This window comes from Arenimonas soli (genome assembly GCF_014643775.1).
GTDB lineage: Bacteria > Pseudomonadota > Gammaproteobacteria > Xanthomonadales > Xanthomonadaceae > Arenimonas > Arenimonas soli.
The window spans coordinates 485,058-503,038 of record NZ_BMKC01000003.1; the positions used below are offsets into that span (position 1 = coordinate 485,058).

22 protein-coding genes are annotated in these 17,981 nt (G+C 69.8%); 13 read left to right on the forward strand and 9 right to left on the reverse strand.

What is annotated here, in order from left to right; genetic code table 11:
• The first annotated feature begins 108 nt into the window (after window positions 1-108).
• From IEX13_RS12900 to IEX13_RS12925, 6 genes are all read left to right on the forward strand, one after another.
• Window positions 109-822 (forward strand): response regulator transcription factor, encoded by a 714-nt coding sequence (locus tag IEX13_RS12900; protein ID WP_188665098.1) that lies wholly within the window; start codon window positions 109-111, stop codon window positions 820-822.
• 4 nt (window positions 823-826) lie between these two features.
• Window positions 827-2,134 carry a sensor histidine kinase gene (locus tag IEX13_RS12905; RefSeq protein ID WP_188665100.1) on the forward strand — a complete coding sequence of 436 codons (1,308 nt, stop codon included), beginning with the start codon at window positions 827-829 and terminating at the stop codon, window positions 2,132-2,134.
• Window positions 2,135-2,231: 97 nt separating this feature from the next.
• Entirely contained in the window at window positions 2,232-3,446 is a 1,215-nt protein-coding gene (locus IEX13_RS12910) for an efflux RND transporter periplasmic adaptor subunit (protein WP_188665103.1), read from the forward strand.
• Window positions 3,443-4,156 carry an ABC transporter ATP-binding protein gene (locus IEX13_RS12915; RefSeq protein ID WP_188665106.1) on the forward strand — a complete coding sequence of 238 codons (714 nt, stop codon included), beginning with the start codon at window positions 3,443-3,445 and terminating at the stop codon, window positions 4,154-4,156. The genes IEX13_RS12910 and IEX13_RS12915 overlap by 4 nt, the downstream gene beginning before the upstream one ends.
• Complete coding sequence (locus IEX13_RS12920) at window positions 4,153-5,424, forward strand: ABC transporter permease (protein WP_188665109.1); 1,272 nt, start codon at window positions 4,153-4,155, stop codon at window positions 5,422-5,424. Before IEX13_RS12915 ends, IEX13_RS12920 begins: the two co-directional genes overlap by 4 nt.
• A gap of 31 nt (window positions 5,425-5,455) precedes the next feature.
• Entirely contained in the window at window positions 5,456-6,442 is a 987-nt protein-coding gene (locus IEX13_RS12925) for an isoaspartyl peptidase/L-asparaginase family protein (RefSeq protein ID WP_188665112.1), read from the forward strand.
• Here the strand turns inward: IEX13_RS12925 and IEX13_RS12930 are convergent, their stop codons facing one another.
• Window positions 6,443-6,859, reverse strand: coding sequence for a hypothetical protein (locus IEX13_RS12930; protein WP_188665116.1), 417 nt, complete (start codon window positions 6,857-6,859; stop codon window positions 6,443-6,445). It lies immediately after the preceding gene.
• A gap of 67 nt (window positions 6,860-6,926) precedes the next feature.
• Between IEX13_RS12930 and IEX13_RS12935 the strand changes: the two genes are divergently transcribed.
• Together IEX13_RS12935 and IEX13_RS12940 are read left to right on the forward strand one after the other, a co-directional pair.
• On the forward strand, window positions 6,927-7,559 hold the full coding sequence (locus IEX13_RS12935; protein WP_188665119.1) for an RNA polymerase sigma factor: 633 nt from the start codon (window positions 6,927-6,929) through the stop codon (window positions 7,557-7,559).
• Window positions 7,560-7,577: 18 nt separating this feature from the next.
• Window positions 7,578-7,955, forward strand: a complete 378-nt coding sequence (locus IEX13_RS12940; protein ID WP_188665132.1) for a VOC family protein — start codon at window positions 7,578-7,580, stop codon at window positions 7,953-7,955.
• Between the two features lie 48 nt (window positions 7,956-8,003).
• Here IEX13_RS12940 and IEX13_RS12945 read toward each other — a convergent pair whose 3' ends face one another.
• Together IEX13_RS12945 and IEX13_RS12950 are read right to left on the reverse strand one after the other, a co-directional pair.
• Window positions 8,004-9,029 carry a TIGR00266 family protein gene (locus tag IEX13_RS12945; RefSeq protein ID WP_188665135.1) on the reverse strand — a complete coding sequence of 342 codons (1,026 nt, stop codon included), beginning with the start codon at window positions 9,027-9,029 and terminating at the stop codon, window positions 8,004-8,006.
• A gap of 21 nt (window positions 9,030-9,050) precedes the next feature.
• Window positions 9,051-9,698 (reverse strand): DUF533 domain-containing protein, encoded by a 648-nt coding sequence (locus tag IEX13_RS12950; RefSeq protein ID WP_188665138.1) that lies wholly within the window; start codon window positions 9,696-9,698, stop codon window positions 9,051-9,053.
• A 115-nt stretch (window positions 9,699-9,813) separates the two neighbouring features.
• Here IEX13_RS12950 and IEX13_RS12955 point away from each other — a divergent pair, with 115 nt between their 5' ends.
• From IEX13_RS12955 to IEX13_RS12975, 5 genes are read left to right on the forward strand one after another with little or no spacing between them, the layout of a single operon-like run.
• The gene (locus IEX13_RS12955; protein ID WP_188665140.1) at window positions 9,814-10,197 is read left to right on the forward strand and encodes a diacylglycerol kinase; all 384 of its coding nucleotides are present in this window, start codon (window positions 9,814-9,816) and stop codon (window positions 10,195-10,197) included.
• Between the two features lie 15 nt (window positions 10,198-10,212).
• The gene (locus IEX13_RS12960) at window positions 10,213-10,935 is read left to right on the forward strand and encodes a TerC family protein (RefSeq protein WP_188665142.1); all 723 of its coding nucleotides are present in this window, start codon (window positions 10,213-10,215) and stop codon (window positions 10,933-10,935) included.
• 1 nt (window position 10,936) lies between these two features.
• Window positions 10,937-11,827: a prolipoprotein diacylglyceryl transferase gene (gene lgt, locus IEX13_RS12965; RefSeq protein ID WP_188665144.1), complete on the forward strand. Its 891-nt coding sequence runs from the start codon at window positions 10,937-10,939 to the stop codon at window positions 11,825-11,827.
• Complete coding sequence (locus IEX13_RS12970; protein WP_188665146.1) at window positions 11,827-12,621, forward strand: thymidylate synthase; 795 nt, start codon at window positions 11,827-11,829, stop codon at window positions 12,619-12,621. Before lgt ends, IEX13_RS12970 begins: the two co-directional genes overlap by 1 nt.
• Complete coding sequence (locus IEX13_RS12975; protein ID WP_425489107.1) at window positions 12,618-13,130, forward strand: dihydrofolate reductase; 513 nt, start codon at window positions 12,618-12,620, stop codon at window positions 13,128-13,130. The genes IEX13_RS12970 and IEX13_RS12975 overlap by 4 nt, the downstream gene beginning before the upstream one ends.
• Here the strand turns inward: IEX13_RS12975 and IEX13_RS12980 are convergent.
• From IEX13_RS12980 to IEX13_RS13005, 6 genes are read right to left on the reverse strand one after another with little or no spacing between them, the layout of a single operon-like run.
• Window positions 13,123-13,605 carry a hypothetical protein gene (locus IEX13_RS12980; RefSeq protein WP_188665149.1) on the reverse strand — a complete coding sequence of 161 codons (483 nt, stop codon included), beginning with the start codon at window positions 13,603-13,605 and terminating at the stop codon, window positions 13,123-13,125. The genes IEX13_RS12975 and IEX13_RS12980 overlap by 8 nt on opposite strands.
• 17 nt (window positions 13,606-13,622) lie before the next feature.
• Window positions 13,623-14,468, reverse strand: coding sequence for a symmetrical bis(5'-nucleosyl)-tetraphosphatase (locus tag IEX13_RS12985; RefSeq protein WP_188665151.1), 846 nt, complete (start codon window positions 14,466-14,468; stop codon window positions 13,623-13,625).
• Window positions 14,468-14,848 (reverse strand): Co2+/Mg2+ efflux protein ApaG, encoded by a 381-nt coding sequence (apaG, locus tag IEX13_RS12990; RefSeq protein ID WP_188665154.1) that lies wholly within the window; start codon window positions 14,846-14,848, stop codon window positions 14,468-14,470. Before apaG ends, IEX13_RS12985 begins: the two co-directional genes overlap by 1 nt.
• A 9-nt stretch (window positions 14,849-14,857) precedes the next feature.
• Window positions 14,858-15,682 carry a 16S rRNA (adenine(1518)-N(6)/adenine(1519)-N(6))-dimethyltransferase RsmA gene (rsmA, locus tag IEX13_RS12995; RefSeq protein WP_188665159.1) on the reverse strand — a complete coding sequence of 275 codons (825 nt, stop codon included), beginning with the start codon at window positions 15,680-15,682 and terminating at the stop codon, window positions 14,858-14,860.
• Window positions 15,679-16,650 (reverse strand): 4-hydroxythreonine-4-phosphate dehydrogenase PdxA, encoded by a 972-nt coding sequence (gene pdxA / locus IEX13_RS13000; protein WP_188665161.1) that lies wholly within the window; start codon window positions 16,648-16,650, stop codon window positions 15,679-15,681. Before pdxA ends, rsmA begins: the two co-directional genes overlap by 4 nt.
• Window positions 16,651-16,653: 3 nt before the next feature.
• The gene (locus IEX13_RS13005; RefSeq protein WP_188665164.1) at window positions 16,654-17,955 is read right to left on the reverse strand and encodes a peptidylprolyl isomerase; all 1,302 of its coding nucleotides are present in this window, start codon (window positions 17,953-17,955) and stop codon (window positions 16,654-16,656) included.
• Window positions 17,956-17,981: the final 26 nt, after the last annotated feature.

Genomic DNA, 17,981 nt, shown 5'->3' on the forward strand with positions numbered 1-17,981 from the left:
CCGCGTTGACGCCGCCTTGCCGGCGGCTTCACGCCCGAATCACCGGGGCCGGGGTCTAATCTTCACAAAGCTGAAGACACCCTCTTCACATCCCTGAAGGAGCACCCCATGCGACGCGATGACCCGGCCGGCCTGATCCTTGTGGTCGAAGACAACCGCAACCTGTCCGAGATGGTTGGCGAATACCTCGAATCCAAGGGGTTTGGCGTGGACTACGCCACCGACGGCCAGGACGGCTTCCGCCTGGCCGCCGACAACAGCTACGACGTGATCGTGCTGGACCTGATGCTGCCGCGCATGGACGGCCTGGAAGTCTGCCGCCGCCTGCGCAACGAGGCCAAGAAGTCCACGCCGGTGCTGATGCTGACCGCCCGGGACACCCTCAACGACAAGGTGGTGGGCCTGGAGGCCGGGGCCGACGACTACCTGGTCAAGCCCTTCGCGATCCAGGAACTCGAGGCCCGCGTGCGTGCCCTGATCCGCCGCGACCGCCGCCAGGTCAGCGCCGAGGTGCTGAAGGTGGCCGACCTGGTGCTCGACACCGCCAGCCTGCGGGTCACCCGCGCCGGCCAGGAAATCCAGCTCTCGCCCATCGGCCTGCGCCTGCTGACCATCCTGATGCGCGAATCGCCGCGCGTGGTCACCCGCCGCGACATCGAACGCGAGATCTGGGGCGACGGCCTGCCCGATTCCGACACCCTGCGCAGCCACCTCTACAACCTGCGCAAGGCCATCGACCGGCCGTTCGACCGCCCGCTGCTGCACACCGTGCAGACCGCCGGCTACCGCATCGCCGACCTCGATGCCCCCCCGGCCGGCTGACGCCATGCCGCATCGCAAGGGACTGCGGCGCAAGATCTGGACCGCCTTCATCCTGCAGGCCGCGGCGATCAGCTTCGCCGCGGTGCTGGGCGTCTACGGCGCCTCGGCCGTGCTCAAGCACGTGCTGATCCAGCAGGCCCTGCAGGAAGAGGCCGCGCACTACTGGCAGCGCATGCAGGCCAACCCGGGCGCGGAAGTGCCCGACACCTACAACATGACCGGCTACCTGCTTCCCGCCGGCGCCGACCCGAAGCGCGTGCCGGAAACCATCCGCAGCCTGGCGCCGGGTTTCCATGCCCTGCCGCGCGCGCAGGGCGGGTCGCTGGTGCTGGTCGACCAGGACCGCCACGGCCACCGCCTGTACCTGTTGTTCAAGCAAGAACAGGTGGACAGCCTGGCGTTCTGGTTCGGCATGGCGCCGCTGGCGATCGTGCTGGTGGTTATCTACGTGATCGCCTGGACGACCTACCGCGCCTCGCGGCGCGCGGTGTCGCCGGTGATCTGGCTGGCCTCGCAGGTCCAGCGCTGGGATCCCAAGCAGCCCGAGCCGGCCCTGCTGAGCCCTGAAAACCTGCCCACCGACGTCGAAGGCGAAACCCTGGTGCTGGCGCAGTCGCTGCACGAGTTCGCCAGCCGCATCGAAAACTTCGTGCAGCGCGAGCGCGACTTCACCCGCGATGCCTCGCACGAGCTGCGCACGCCGCTCACCGTCATCCGCGTGGCCGGCGACATGATGGCCGGCGACGACAGCCTGTCGCCCATGGCGCGCAAGTCCCTGGGCCGCATCCAGGGCGCCGGCCGCGACATGGAGGCGCTGATCGAAGCCTTCCTCATCCTGGCCCGCGAGGGCGACACCGGCCTGCCGGACGTGGATTTCGACGTCGCCGAGGTCGTGCAGGAAGAAGTCGAAAAGGCCCGGCTGCTGGTCGCCGCGAAGCCGGTCGAGGTCAGCTGCCGGGTCGAGCAGGGATTCCACCTGCAGGCGCCGGCCCGGGTGCTGTCGGTGATGCTGAGCAACCTGCTGCGCAACGCCTGCAATTACACCGACGCCGGCCGCGTCACGGTGACGGTGCGCCACGGCGAGATATCGGTGGCCGACACCGGCGTGGGCATGGACGAAACCGTGCTGGCGCGGGTGTTCGAGCCCTTCTATCGCGCCGCCAACCCGGGCAAGGAAGGCCAGGGCATCGGCCTGTCCATCGTGCAGCGCCTGTCGCATCGCTACGGCTGGCCGGTGCGGCTGGAAAGCCGGCCTGGCGAGGGCACCACCGCCACCCTGAGTTTCCCGCACGCCACCACCGCCGCTGGCTGAACCCCGCCCCGCGCCGCGGGCCCGGTGCGTCAACCGCGCACGCGGGCCCGCGTTAACCTCCTGATTGCCGACCCGCCCAAGAGTCCACGGAGCCACGATGCCGAGCCAACGCCGACGCCCCTTCCGCCTGTTCGCGGCCATCGCCGTGGTCGCGCTGGCCTTGCTGGCGGCCTGGTGGTTGTTCGGGCGCGGTGGCGAAGCCGCCGGCCAGTACCGTACCGCCCCGGTCGAACGCGGCGACGTGCGCGTGGTCATCTCGGCCACCGGCACGCTGCGCGCCACCACCACCGTGGACGTGGGCTCGCAGGTGTCGGGCCAGGTGCTCGAAGTACTGGTGGACTACAACGACCAGGTCAGCCGCGGCCAGGCCATCGCCCGCCTCGATCCCGCGCCGCTGGAAACCCGGCTCGAACAGGCCGAGGCCGACCTGGCCAGCGCCCGCGCGTCGGTGAACGAAGCCCGCGCCGGCGTGACCAATGCCGAGGCCGACTACAACCGCAAGCGCGACCTGGTGCAACGCCAGCTGATCGCGCGCAGCGAAGCCGACCTCGCCCTGGCCGCACGCGACCAGGCCCGGGCCCGCGTGGTGTCGGCCGAAGCCTCGGTGCGCCAGCGCCAGGCCGCGGTCGGCAATGCCCGCCTGGACGTGGACTACACCGTCATCCGCTCGCCGGTGGACGGCGTGGTGCTGCTGCGCGACATCGAGCCCGGCCAGACCGTGGCGGCCAGCTTCCAGACGCCGGTGCTGTTCCAGATCGCCGAGGACCTGGCGCAGATGCAGATCGACCTGAGCGTGGACGAAGCCGACGTTGGCCAGATCCGCGAGGGCCTGCCGGTGTCCTTCACCGTCGATGCCTACCCTGACCGGCAGTTCGACGGCGAGGTGCGGCAGGTGCGGCTGGCGGCGACGGCGACCTCGAACGTGATCACCTACCCGGTGGTGGTGCAGGTGCAGAACGCCGACCTGAGCCTGCTGCCGGGCATGACCGCCAGCGCCGAAATCGTGGTGGACCGGCGCGAGGGCGTGCTGCGCGTGCCCAATGCGGCATTGCGCTACACGCCGCCGGATGCACCGCCGGCGCGCGCCGGTGGGGAAGGCCGCCAGCGTGGCGCGCCGGGGGCCGCTGCGGGCGGCGCGGGTCGGCCCGGTGCCGGTCGCGGCGGTGCGCGCCGGACCCTGTGGGTGCTCGAAGGCAAGGCGCCCACCGCCGTGGCGGTCGAGGTCGGCGTTTCCGACGGCACGCTCACCGAAGTCACCGGCGTACAGGAAGGCCAGCAGGTGGTGATCGGCCAGGAGCGCCCGACCGAATGACGGCCCGCGCCCCGGTCATCGAGACAAGCGGATTGACCAAGGTCTATTCGCCCGGCACGCCCGCCGAAGTGGTGGCGCTGCGCGGCGTCGACCTGCGGGTGGAGCACGGCGAGTTCCTGGCGATCATGGGTGCCTCGGGTTCGGGCAAGTCGACGATGATGAACCTGATCGGCTGCCTGGACACGCCGACCGCGGGCAGTTACCTCTGCGACGGCATCGATGTCGCCAGCCTCGACGCGACCGGCCGCGCGCGCCTGCGGCTGGAGAAGATCGGCTTCGTCTTCCAGGGGTTCAACCTGCTGTCGCGGCAGACCGCGCTGGAAAACGTGATGATGCCGCTGGTCTATGCCGGCGTGCCGGTGGCCGAGCGCGAACCACGCGGGCGTGCGGCGCTGGACCAGGTGGGCCTGGCCGACCGCGCCGGCCACAAGCCCAGCGAACTCTCCGGCGGCCAGCAGCAGCGCGTGGCCATCGCCCGTGCCCTGATCAACCAGCCGCCGTTGCTGCTCGCCGACGAGCCCACCGGTGCGCTTGATTCGCGCACCAGCGAGGAAATCATGGCGCTGTTCGAACGCCTGCAGGCCGGCGGCCGCACCATCGTCATCATCACCCACGAACGGCCGGTGGCCGAACACGCGGACCGCATCGTGGTGATGCACGACGGCGAACTGCACGAAGAAGGCTGGCAGGCCCCGGGGATAGGCAAATGACGCTTACCGACGTGCTCCGTTCCGCGGTGTCCTCGCTGCGCGGCAACTGGCTGCGCAGCATTCTGACCGCGCTGGGCGTGATCATCGGCATCGCCGCGGTCATCGTCATGGTGTCGGTCGGGCAGGGCACGCAGTCCGAGCTCGACCAGATGATTTCGCGCCTGGGCTCGAACCGGCTGGAGGTTTTCGGCGGCGCCTCGCGCGGCCCCGCCCGCGGCGGCGCAGGCAGCCAGGCCAGCCTCACCGATTCGGACGCCGATGCGATCCGCAACGAAATCCCCGGCGTGCAGTACGTGGCCACCTCGGTGTCGGGTGGCGGCCAGGTGGTGTTCGCGGAGAACAACTGGTCGTCGCGCTGGGAAGGGGTGAACGCCGACTATTTCCCCGTAAACGACTGGCGGATCGCCTCGGGCGCCGAGTTTTCGCCGCGTGACTACAACACCGCCAACAAGGTGGTGATCCTGGGCGAAACCGTGCGCCGCGAACTGTTCGGCGACGGCGACCCGGTCGGGGCCACCATTCGTTTCGGCCGGGTGCCGCTGAAGGTGGTGGGCGTTCTTTCGGCCAAGGGCCAGGGCAACTGGGGCCAGGATTCGGACGACATCATGCTGGTGCCGCTGGAAACCGGCCGACGGCGCATGGCCGCGGCCGCGGCTCCCGAAGCCGCGCCCGCCGCTGGGGCGGTGGCGACGCCGCGCCGGGCCGACACCGTCAACCGCATTTCGGTGGGCGTCGGCCGGGCCGAAGACCTGGCTTTCGTCGAAGACGAGATCAATGCCCTGCTGCGCCAGCGCCATCGCATCGCGCCCGGCGCCGAGGACGATTTCCAGGTGCGCAACATCGCCGAGATCGTCGCCACCCGCACCCAGACCACGCGGCTGATGTCGCTGCTGCTGGGCGCGGTGGCCAGCATTTCGCTCATCGTCGGCGGCATCGGCATCATGAACATCATGCTGGTGTCGGTGACCGAACGCATCCGCGAGATCGGCCTGCGCATGGCGGTGGGCGCCGGGCCGCGCGAGATCCAGCTGCAGTTCCTGGCCGAAGCCATGCTGATTTCCCTGGGCGGCGGCGCCATCGGCATCGCCCTGGGCGTGGCCGGCGCGCTGCTGGCCAGCAAGTTCGGCGCACTGCCGGTGCAGCTGGACCTGCAGGTGGTGGCGATGGCGACCGCGTTTTCGGTCGCCACCGGCCTGTTCTTCGGCTTCTATCCGGCACGCAAGGCCGCGCGCCTGGATCCGATCGAAGCGCTGCGCCACCAGGGTTAGACTCGCCCCTGTCCGCCAACCGAGGTTCGCCATGTCCCGCTCCTTGCTGATTGCCCTCGCCATCGCCGCCGCGCCCGCCTGGGCCCAGGAGCGCCCGACCGCCCTGGTCATCCACGGGGGTGCCGGCGTGATCGAACGCAGCGCGCTGTCTGCGGAAGAAGAAAAAGCCGTGCGCGCCGACCTGGACCGTGCGCTCGACGCCGGCCACGCGGTGCTCGCCGACGGGGGCACGGCGCTCGACGCGGTCACGGCCGCGGTTCGCGTGCTGGAAGAATCCCCCTGGTTCAACGCCGGCAAGGGCGCGGTCTTCAACGCGGAAGGCGGGCACGAACTCGACGCCGCCGTCATGCAGGGCCACACCCGCCGCGCTGGCGCCGTTGCCGGCGTCAGCACCGTGCGCAGCCCGATCCTGCTCGCGCGCGCGGTGATGGAGCGTTCGCAGCACGTCATGCTGGCCGCCGCCGGTGCGGAAAAGTTCGCCGACGAACACCCCGACATCGAGCGCGTGGCGCCGGACTGGTTCGACACCGAGCGCCGCCGCGAACAGCTGGAAAAGGCCCGGCAGCGCGAGCAGGCCGGCCAGGCGACGCTGCCGGTCACCTACTTCGGCACGGTCGGCGCGGTGGCGCTGGACAAACACGGCCACATCGCCGCCGCCACTTCCACGGGCGGCATGACCAACAAACGCTGGGGCCGCATCGGCGACGCGCCGATCATCGGCTCGGGCACCTGGGCCGATGCCGGCTGCGGCGTTTCCGGCACCGGCTGGGGCGAGTTCTACATCCGTTCGGCGGCGGCGCACGACATCTGCGCCCGGGTCGCCTACCGCGGCGATTCGCTGGCGGCGGCCTCGGAAGAAGTCATCAACGGCATCGTGCCGAAGCTCGGCGGCGATGGCGGCGCGATCGCCCTGGACGCCAAGGGCAACATCGCCATGCCCTTCAACACCTCGGGCATGTACCGCGGCTGGGTCAGGCCCGACGGCAGCCGCGGCACCGCGATCTTCGCCGACGACTGATCAGTCGCGGAAGCTGGCGCGCACCTCGGCCCGGTTGATCACCACCAGCGTGAACACGCCCAGCACGGTGCCCAGGGGCACCTGCAGGCAGTTCAGTCCCGCGACCACGGCGCAAAACATCCAGTACCGGCGCGCGCGCAGAGCGCGCGCGGCGACAAGGTTCAGGACCAGTCCGGCCAGAAGCATCAGGCCCATCACGACGTAGATCCACACGAAGAAGTCGAAGAAACCTTCCGGCGGTGGATTGGCCTGGTTTTCCCAGTTGGCGCTGTCCATCATCTGGCTCATCAGCCCGTAGTGCAGGGCCAGGAAGCCCATGCCGAGCAGGGCGAAGCCGGCGAATATGTAGTGGAAGACCGACAGCAGACGCAGCTGGTCTTCGGACGGGGCGGGCAGGGGTGGGGTCGGGTCGTTCATGACCGAGGACTAGACCAGATGTGCGGCTGCATCGCCAGTCCCTGCCAGCTTCTGCCAGACTCGCGTCATGGACGTCGCCACCTACCGTTCCTTGTTGGCCCAGGCCCGGTGCCACTCGCGCCGCGCCGACGAGGCCCAGGACCTGGTGCAGCAGACCCTGCTGGCGGGCCTGGAGGCCGGTCGCGACGATCCGGCCTGGCTGGCGGGCACCCTGCGCAACCTGGCGGCACTGGCGGCGCGCAGCAACGCCCGCCGGAGACGCCGCGAGCACGCGGCCGGCGACGGCCCGGACGTCGGGCCGCCAAGCCCCGAACCGCCCCCGGCCCCGTCGTTGCCCCTGCTCGCGGCGCTGCCACCGGCCGCCCGGCGGGTCGCGGTGCTGGCCCTTCACGGATTGTCGGCCGACGAGATCCGATGGATCCTGGACATCCGGGACACCGCCTTCCGCCAGCGGCTGAGCCGCATCCGGAAGGCCCTGGGTGAACTCCCGCCCGCGCAGCGTGCCGAGGCTGCCGCCTTGGCTTATGTGCGCGACCCGGCGCGCTGCGCCGATCTTCAGTTCGGGCTCGTGCGCCGGGCATTGCTGGCGGTGGTCGGGCTGCGGCCGGGACTTGGCACCCACGACGTCGACGGGCACCTGCTGGTGGTCCACCGGCGTGCTCACAAAACGCCCCCCGGCGGCAACGGCCAGGTGGGATAGCCAAAAAGGAGGACTCCCATGCTCCAGGACTGCAAGGTCGGCGCCATCGTTTTTTTCGTCAGCCAGCTCGAGCGGGCGCTGGCTTTTTATCGCGACACCCTGGGACTGCCGGTGCAGGCCGTCGATGGCCATGACGGGCCCTTTGGCGTGGGCGAAGCGGGCGGACTGACGCTGGTGTTCATCGCCCGCCAGGTGCGCGCCGGCGAAAGCCCGGTGGTGGTCTTCAACCTCGATGGCGGCATCGACGACTACGCCGAGGCGCTGGCGGCGCGCGGCGTGGAAATAGTGGTGCCGGTCAGCGAAGCGCCCGATGGCGGTCTTTCGCTGGATTTTGTCGATCCGGATCGCAACGTGCTCAGCCTCTACCAGCCCGCTGAAGCACCCAGGCGACGCTGAAGATGCAGGCGTCCGGCGCTTGCTGCGCCGGACGCTTCGGTGGGCGGCTCAGAAGCCGCGGTCGCCCGAGATGATGCCGCCCAGGCCGCCCAGCACCGAGCCTTCGCCCTTGCTGCCGCCCTTCTGGTAGGCGGCCGACATCATGCGGCCGGCCAGGCGCGAGAACGGCAGGGACTGCAGCCAGACCTTGCCCGGGCCGGTCAGCGTGGCCAGGAACACGCCTTCGCCGCCGAACAGCATGGACTTCACGCCGCCGACCGGCTTGATGTCGAAGTTCACCGTGCTGGTCATCGCGACCACGCAGCCGGTGTCCACGTCCAGGCGTTCGCCGGGCTGAAGCTCGCGCTCCATGATGGTGCCGCCGGCATGCACGAAGACCAAGCCGTCGCCGGTGAGCTTTTGCATGATGAAACCTTCGCCGCCGAAGAGCGCCGTCATCACCTTCTTCTGGAAGTGCAGGCCGATCTGCACGCCGCGCGCGGCGCACAGGAAGCTGTCCTTCTGGGCGATGATCGTGCCGCCGTAGTTCGACAGCGTCATCGGCACGATGGTGCCGGGGTAGGGTGCGGCGAAGGCCACCCTGGCCTTGCCGCTGCCGCCGCCGTGGGTGAAGACCGTGGTGAACAGGCTTTCGCCGGTGATCAGGCGCTTGCCGGCGCCGACCAGCTTGTCCATGAAGCCGGTGCCGGCCGAGTGCGCCCCATCGCCGAACACGGTTTCCATGCTGACGGTGGCGTCCTTGTACATCAGCGAACCGGCCTCGGCGACCGCGCTTTCACCCGGGTCGAGTTCGACTTCGACGAACTGCATGTCCTCGCCGAAGATCCTGTAGTCGATGACGTCGGCGCGCTGGCCGTGGCTGGCCATCGACGTCGCCGGCGGCGGGGTCGGCGCCAGCTGGTTGCCCGGCGCCGATTCGGCGCGCAGTTCGGCGCAGGCGCTGATCGGGATCCATTCGGCGAAACCCTGGCGCCAGCAGTGACCACTGGCATCCTTGCCGGCCTGGGCGACCGCGGCGGCGTGGTCTAGCGGGCCCATCTGCCGGCCGTCGTAGCTGAGGTACCACTGGTGCATGCGAGATCTCCTTGCGGGGGGTCAGGCGTCCAGGCCCAGCCGATCGTGCAGTTCGCGGCGGGTGTCCTGGTTCAGGTCGAGGGCGGCGCCGAGGCGGTCGAGGAAGGCGCGCTCCTCCTGGGTGTCGGCGGTGATCGCCACCAGCGCGGCGGCGTAGGTTTCCTGGCGCAGCGCGACCGGCGTGCGCACCGCCAGCTGGTCGAGCGTGAACGGCGCGCGCATTTCGGCGTCGAGCATCTGCAGTTCATCAGTGTCCAGGCCGGCCGCGCGGGCCCGGTCGAGGATGGCGGCGCGTTCATCGGCGTCCATCAGGCCGTCGGCGTGGGCGGCGGTGATCATCGAGCGCAGCAGGTGCATGGCCTGCTCGGTGCGCAGGGCGGTGTCCGCGGCGGCGGGCGGGGCCGGCGGTGGCACGGCCCGGCCCGGCGGCGGGGGCGGCACCATGGCGCCCGGGCCGGCACCGGCCACCGGCAGGGCCGCCGGCGCGGCGGACTTCTGGCTGTAGTGTTCGTAGGCGGCCATGGCCACGCCCAGCACGCCCAGGCCCAGGGCCATCCGGCCGCCGCTGGGCAGGCCCAGGCCCCCGCGACGCTTCTTTCTCCGGCCCCCCAGCTGGCCTCCCATGGCCTGGCCCATCAGCTGGCCCAGCAGGCGTTCGGCGTTGAACATGCGGTGCTCCTGGCGATTTCCCGAGGCCTCGATGGTGCGGGCGCCCGCCCGGCCGCACAAGGCCGAAAGGCACGGATGTGGCAGAATCACGGCCTTTGCAGCTCCAAGAGTCCCGATGGCCGACAGCTACGACAGCCTGGTGCCCCGCAGCCCGTTCCGGGTCTGGCGGGCGTTCACCTGGTCCCTGAAGGGGCTGCGCGCCACGTGGATGCTCGAGTCCTCGTTCCGGCTCGAGGTTTACCTGTTCGTGCTGCTGGCGCCGCTGGCGCTGTGGCTGGGCGCGGACGGGGTCGAACGTTCGATCCTGGTCGGCTCGATGGTGCTCGTGCTGGTGGTCGAAGTGCTCAATTCGGCGGTCGAGGCGGTGGTCGACCGCTGGGGCGCCGAACACCACGAACTCGCCGGGCGCGCCAAGGACATGGGCTCGGCCGCCGTGTTCCTGGCCGACCTCAATGTTTTGGCCTGCTGGGGACTGATCCTCGGCCCACGTTATTTCTGACCGGGACCCTGGACGATGGATTGGATCTTCAGCACTGAAATCTGGATCGCGCTGCTTACGCTGGCGACGCTCGAGATCGTGCTCGGCATCGACAACCTGGTGTTCATCTCGATCGCGGTCAGCAAGCTGCCGCCCGAGCAGCGGCCGCGCGCGCGCCGGTTCGGCCTGGCCATGGCCTGCATCACCCGCATCATGCTGCTGCTGTCGCTGGCTTTCCTGGCGAGCATGCAGAACAACCTGTTCGCGCTGTTCGGCATGGACTTCTCGGTGCGCGACCTGGTGCTGATCGCCGGCGGCCTGTTCCTGCTGGTCAAGGGCACGATGGAAATCCACGACACGGTCGAAGGCGAGGCCGACGAAGAAGACATCGGCACCAAGCCTTCGGCGGTGTTTGGCTACGTCATCATGCAAATCGCCATCATCGACATCGTGTTCTCGCTCGACTCGGTCATTACCGCGGTGGGCATGGTCGACAACCGCTGGGTCATGGTCGCGGCCATCCTGATCGCCGTGGCGGTGATGCTGTTCGCCGCCAACCCGATCGGCGACTTCATCGACCGTCATCCGACGGTGAAGATGCTGGCGCTGAGTTTCATCATCCTGGTCGGCGTGGCCCTGGTGGCCGACGGCTTCGATTTCCACATCGACCGCAAGTTCCTCTACTTCGCCATGGCCTTTTCGGCCGGCGTCGAGGCGCTGAACATCCTGTCCAAGCGCAAGCGACCAAGGCCGGGCTGACATGACCATCCTCCACGACATCGATCCGCTGGCGCTGGAATTGCCGTTCTGGCCGCATGGCATCCACTGGTACGGGCTGATGTACGCCCTGGCCTTCTTCACGGCCTGGTGGCTGGGCCGCCGGCGGGTGCGGGCCGGGCGGCTGCCCGGGGTGAACGAGGATGGATTCGGCGACCTGCTGTTTTACGGGATGCTGGGCGTCATCCTGGGCGGGCGCGTCGGCTACGTGCTGTTTTATTCCTTCGACGCCTTCCTGGCCGACCCGCTGATGCTGTTCATGGTCAACGAGGGCGGCATGAGCTTCCACGGCGGCCTGCTGGGCGTGCTGGCGGCGGCCGCCTGGTGGACGCGGCGCCAGCGCCTGCATTTTTTCGACACCATGGATTTCGTGGCGCCGCTGGTGCCGGCCGGCCTGGGTTTTGGCCGCCTTGGCAACTACATCGGCGGCGAACTCTGGGGCAAACCCACCGGCGGCGACTGGGGCGTGGTGTTCCCGTCCAGCCTGCCGGCCGAATACGCGGCGCTGCCCGCCGAACAGCTTCGCGCGCTGCACGCCAGCGGCGCGCTCGACGCTTTCGCGCGGCACCCGTCGCAGCTCTACCAGGCGGCGCTCGAGGGCCTGGTGCTGGGGCTGGTGCTGTGGTTCTACTCGCGCCGGCCGCGGCCGCGCTACGCCGTGTCGGGCCTGTTCGCGCTGGGCTACGGCCTGTTCCGCTTCGCGGTGGAATTCGTGCGCGAACCCGATGCCCACCTGGGCTACCTGGCCTTCGGCTGGCTGACCATGGGCCAGCTGCTGTCGCTGCCGCTGATCGCGCTCGGCCTGTTCCTGCTGTGGCTCTCGCACCGCTCGCCGACGCTGGCGCCGGTGCCGCCGCCGGCGCAGGAGGCCTGATGCGCGCCTACCTCGACCTGCTGCGGCACGTGCTTGAAAAGGGCACGCTCAAGGACGACCGCACCGGCACCGGCACGCGTTCCGTGTTTGGCTGGCAGATGCGCTTCGACCTGGCCGAGGGCTTCCCGCTGGTCACCACCAAGAAGCTGCACCTGCGTTCGATCATCCATGAATTGCTGTGGTTCATCCGCGGCGAGACCAACATCGCCTACCTGCGCGAAAACAAGGTCAGCATCTGGGACGAGTGGGCCGATGAAAACGGCGAGCTCGGCCCGGTGTACGGCCGGCAGTGGCGCCACTGGACGGGCAGCGATGGCCGCGAAATCGACCAGCTGCGCGAGGTGGTCGAACAGATCCGGCGCAACCCCGATTCGCGCCGGCTCGTGGTCAGTGCCTGGAACGTGGCCGAGCTGCCGCAGATGGCGCTGATGCCCTGCCATACGATGTTCCAGTTCTACGTGGCCGACGGCAGGCTCAGCTGCCAGCTCTACCAGCGTTCAGGCGACATTTTCCTGGGCGTGCCCTTCAACATCGCCAGCTATGCGCTGCTCACGCACATGGTGGCGCGCCACTGCGGCCTGGAAGTGGGCGACTTCGTGCACACGCTGGGCGATGCCCACCTGTATTCGAACCACGTCGACCAGGCCCGCGAGCAGCTTTCGCGCGATCCGCGGCCGCTGCCGCGGCTGGTGCTGGCACCGGAAGCAACCGACCTGTTCGCGATGCGCTTCGAGGACATCGCCATCGAAGGTTACGACCCGCACCCGGCCATCAAGGCACCGGTGGCGGTGTGAGCGGCCGGCCCGAGCTGCGCCTGGTCGCGGCGCTCGACCGCGCCCGCGGCATCGGCCGCGACAACCAGCTGCCCTGGCGCTTGCCCGACGACCTCAGGCGCTTCAAGGCGCTCACCCTTGGCCGGCCGCTGCTGATGGGCCGCAAGACCGCCGAGTCGCTGGGCCGGGCGCTGCCGGGCCGGCGCAATCTGGTGCTGACCCGCTCGGGTCGCGTGCCCTTCGATGGCATGGAGCCGGTGGCGACGCTGGAAGACGCGATGGCGGGCTGCGCCGACGAGGCGCTGATGGTGATCGGCGGTGGCGAGGTGTATGCGCTGGCGTTGCCGCTGGCCAGCCAGCTGCACTTGACCCACGTGGACACCGTGGTGGACGGGGCCGACGCGTTCTTCCCGGCGTTCGACCCGGCCCAGTGGCGGCCGGTGTGGCGCGAAGCCCGCGCGGCCGACGACCGGCACGCGCTGGCATTCGAGTTCGTGGACTACCGGCGCGCGGGCGAAGCGCTCAGTTGAAGCGGTAGTCGGCGTCGTTGCCGTTCTCGAAGTGGCGCAGGGCGCGCAGGTCCTTTTCCAGCTGGATGTAGCGCACGGCCTTTTCCACCGGCAGGCCGGTCCGGCCCAGGCGGGCGAAGCTGGACTCGAGCAGGTCGGCTTCGTCGGCTTCCAGGGCCAGCATTTCCTCGGCCAGGTCCTCGATGTCGCCGTCGTCCACCTGGCCGTCAGCGAGTCGTTGCGCGTGCCGGGCCAACAGGCGCGAGCGGCGTTCGGCCAGGTCGGCCAGGCCGGCCTGGTGGGCGTCGTAGACCGGCCAGAACGCAGCATCGTCGGCGTTGGAAAGCTGAAGCTGGCGGGCCATGAAGATCTGCTTGCCGGGCGCGACGGCGGCCTTGAGCTGGTTCACGCGCGCCACGGCGTCGCCGCCGGTGTTCTGGGCCAGGACCGGCAGGGCGAGCGTGGCCAGCAGCAGGAATATGAGGGGACGGGTCATGGGAGTCTCCTTGTGTTTCAGTCGTCGCCGCGCGGCGCATTGTCGGGCGGGTTGCGCCCGGCCACCTGGTGCAGGCGCAGTTCGGGGCCAAGCTCCAGCGCGGTGAGCTTGCCGCCCCAGACCGCGCCGGTGTCGATGGCGTAGACGCCCAGGCCCATGAACAGGCCCAGCGTCGACCAGTGGCCGAACACCACCGGCATTTCGCGCTCGGCGTGGCCGGGCACTTCGAACCAGGGATAGACGCCGGGCCGCTGCGTGCCGGGCCGGCCCTTGTCCTCGAAGCCGATGCGGCCACCCGGCGTGCAATAACGCATGCGGGTGAAGACGTTGATGATCGCGCGGTAGCGGTCGGGGCCCATGAGTTTGGGCGACCAGGCCGGCTTGTCGCCGTACATGATCTTGACCAGCTTGTTGAAGCCGTCTCCGCGCAGCTTTTCCTCGACTTCGCGGGCGCGCGCCTCGGCCAGGGCGATCGTCCACTTGGGCGCCAGCCCGGCGTGCACCATCGCGAAGTTGAGCGTGCGGTCGACGTGGAAGAGTTTCTGCTGGCGCAGCCACTTCACCAGGACGTCGGCGTCTTCGGCGAACAGCACCCGCTGCAGGTCGGGGTTGACCTTGCGCTGGTCGGCTTCGCGGCGGGTCGAGATGGCCAGCAGCGACAGGTCGTGGTTGCCCAGCACGATGGTGCTGTGGATGGCCAGCGAGTGCACCAGGCGCAGGGTTTCAAGCGACTGGCCGCCGCGGTTGACCAGGTCGCCGCAGAACCACAGGCGGTCCACCGCCGGGTCGAACCTGATCTTTTCGAGCAGTCGCTGCAGCGCGTCGTAACAACCCTGGACGTCGCCGATGGCGTAGGTGGCCATCAGTGCAGGGTCCGCGGGATGGAAAGGGTGAAGGGCGAGATCTCGGCGTCGAACCGGGTGCCGTCGTCGGCGAGCATCTGGTAGCTGCCGTGCATGGTGCCCAGCGGCGTCTCGAGCACCGCGCCCGAGGTGTATTCGAAGCTTTCGCCCGGACGCAGCCAGGGCTGTTCGCCGACGACGCCTTCGCCGTGTACTTCCTGGACCTTTCCGTTGGCGTCGGTGATCACCCAGTGCCGGCTGATCAGGCGCGCGGGCACCTCGCCGGCGTTTTCGATGCGAATGGTGTAGGCGAAGACGTAGCGGTCATCCTCGGGAATCGACTGGTCTTCGAGGAATCGGGTGGCGACGACGACCTGGATGGCGTGCTGGGGCGTGTCCATGCCGCCATTCTACGCAGGACGGCGGTCCGGGGGCAGCGCCGACAGGTGATTGGCCAGGTGCTTGAATTCAGCCACGGCGATCTGTTCGGCGCGGGCGTCGGGACGCAGGCCGGCTTCTTCGATGTCGGCGCCGCTGCAAACCTGCGACAGCGCGTTGCGCAGGGTCTTGCGGCGCTGGCCGAAGGCGTCGCGCACGACCCGGGCGTACAGGGCGTGGTCGTGGATGCCCACCTCGGCGGCCGGCAGCGGCACCAGCCGCACCACCGCCGAGTCCACCTTCGGCGGTGGCCGGAAGGCCTCCGGCGGCACGTCGAACAGCGAAGTGACGGTGCAGTAGGCCTGCAGCATCACGCCCAGCCGTCCGTAGACCTTGCTGCCCGGGCCGCAGGCCATGCGGTCCACCACTTCCTTTTGCAGCATGAAGTGCATGTCGCGCACGGCGGCGGCATGTTCAAGCGCGTGGAAGAGGATGGGCGAGGAAATGTTGTAGGGCAGGTTGCCGACCAGGCGGATCTGGCCGGCGCCGTGGCCGTCGTCGGAGGCGAGCTTGCCGAAGTCGACCTGCAGCACGTCCTTGTGGATGACGGTGAGCCGGCCCAGGCCCTCGCTGGCTTCCATCAGCGGCGTGATCAGGTCGCGGTCGAACTCGATCACCGTCAGCTCGCCGTGCCGGCGCAGCAGCGGGAAGGTGATCGCGCCCTGGCCGGGGCCGATTTCCACCAGCCGGTCGCCGGGCTGCGGGTCCACCGCCAGCACGATCAGGTCGATGAACCGGCGGTCGGTGAGGAAGTGCTGGCCCAGGTTCTTCTTCGGCGGTGCCTTGAACGGGCTCATGCGGGAATCCTCCGGGCGGCGAGCTTGGCGCACAGGTCGGTGGCGGCGAACAGGCTGGACGGGTCGGCGCGGCCGCTGCCGGCCAGCTCGAGCGCGGTGCCATGGTCCACCGCCACCCGCGGGTAGGGCAGGCCCAGGGTGATGTTGACCGCCTGTTCGAAGCCGCCGTGCTTGAGCACCGGCAGCCCCTGGTCGTGGTACATGGCCATCACCGCGTCGAAGCCGGCCAGCTTGCCCGGCAGGAAGGCGGTGTCGGCCGGCAGCGGGCCGACCAGGTCCAGGCCTTCGGCGCGCAGCGCCTGCAGGCAGGGAATGATGACGTCGATTTCTTCGTGGCCCAGGTGGCCGTCTTCGCCGGCGTGCGGGTTCAGGCCCAGCACGGCGATGCGCGGCGCGGCGATGCCGAAGTCGCGCCGCAGGGCGGCGTGGGTGATGCGCAGGCAGCGCGCCAGGGATGCGTGGCTGATGGCATCGGGCACGGCGCGCAGGGGCAGGTGGGTGGTCGCCAGCGCCACGCGCAGCCCGGGCCGGGCCAGCATCATCACCACGTCCACGCCGGCCTGCCTGGCCAGCAGTTCGGTGGTGCCGGAGTAAGCGATGCCGCCCTGGTTGATGCTGGCCTTGTGCACCGGGCCGGTGACCAGGCCCTGGCAGTCGCCGGCCAGGCAGGCCGCCGCGCCCCGTTCAAGCGAGGCAATGACGGCGGCGGCGTTGGCCGGGTCGGGCTGGCCGAAGTGCACCGGGCGCGGCTGTGGCACCGGCTGCAGGGCCAGTTCGCCGTCGCCGCAGTCCTGGCCCGGCGAGCGCAGGCGCAGCGGCAGGCCAAGGGCCTGCGCCGCGGCGAGCAGGGTGTCGGGGTCGGCAAAGGCGACCAGTTCGGCCGTGCGTGGCCGCTGGGCAAGCCGGACGCAGAGTTCGGGACCGATGCCGGCCGGCTCACCCGGAACGAGAGCCAGCCGTGCTCGCATGGCTCAGTCCTTCGTCAGGCGGCTCTCGACGAAGGCTTCGGCGCGCATCTGGCGCAGGAAACGCTCGAATTCTTCCTCGGCCTTGCGCTGGGCGATGATTTCGCGCGCCTGGTTGCGACGGTTCTGTTCGGTGACGTCCTGTTCGCGGGTGCCCAGGCGCTTGATCACGTGCCAGCCCACTTCGCTCTGGAAGGGCTGGGAAATCTCGCCGTCGCGCAGCTGGGTGAGCTGCGCGCCGACCGAGGTGCCCCAGGCGTTGACCGGGAACCAGCCCATGTCGCCGCCGTCGTTGCGGCTCATGGTGTCTTCGGAATGTTCGCGGGCGATCGCGGCGAAATCCTCGCCGGCGACGATGCGGTCGCGAAGCGCCTGGGCCTTCTGGCGCGCGGTTTCCGACGGCACGGTCGGGGTGGCGCGGATCAGGATGCCCTGGGCGTTGTATTCGGTCATCGTCTGCGTGCCCTGCTCGCGGGTCTCCACCAGCTGGATCAGCTGGTAGCCGCCCGGGCCACGCACGGGCTCGGAGATCTCGCCGGGCTTGAGTTGCTGGATGAGGCCGACGAAGGCCGGCGGGATCGCGTCGAGTGCGCGCCAGCCGATGTTGCCGCCTTCGAGCGCATTGGGCGCGTCGGAGAAGCGGATGGCGGCGGCGGCGAAGTCGATTTCGCCGCGCTCGACCACGCTCTTGATGTCGCGCGCCTTCTTCTGGGCGGTGGCTATGTCTTCGGCCGTGGCCCCGTCGGGCAGGGCAACGATGATGTTGGCCAGGCGCACTTCCGGGCCGCCGATTTCGCGCACGGCCAGCAGCTGGTCGATCTCGGCCTCGCTGACCTGCACGCGGCTCTGCACGTAGCGCTGGCGCAGGCGCTCTAGAAGCAGTTCGTCGCGCAGGCTGTCGCGGAATTCTTCGTAGCTCAGGCCGTCCTGGACCAGGCGGGCGCGCAGCTGGTCCTGGGTCATGCGGTTGCGCGAGGCCACCGACTCGATGGCCTGGGCGAGTTCGCCGTCGCTGACGCGGATGCCTGACTCGCGGGCGCGCGCCAGCTGCAGGCGGGCGAGCACCAGGCGGTCGAGCACCTGGCGTTCGAGCACGTCGCGCGGCGGCAGCTGGCCGGGCTGGCTGGCGTACTGGGCGGTGATGTTGGCCACGGCGCGGTCGAGTTCGCTGCGCAGGATGACGTCCTCGTCCACCACGGCGGCGATCGAGTCGATCGGGGTGGTGGCCTGGGCCGCGGCGGGGCCGGGCACGAAGGCGGTGGACAGGGCCAGCAGGGCGGCCAGGACGGGGGCGAAAGCGTTGTTCATGCAGTCTGCGGCTCCGGCGCCACGGG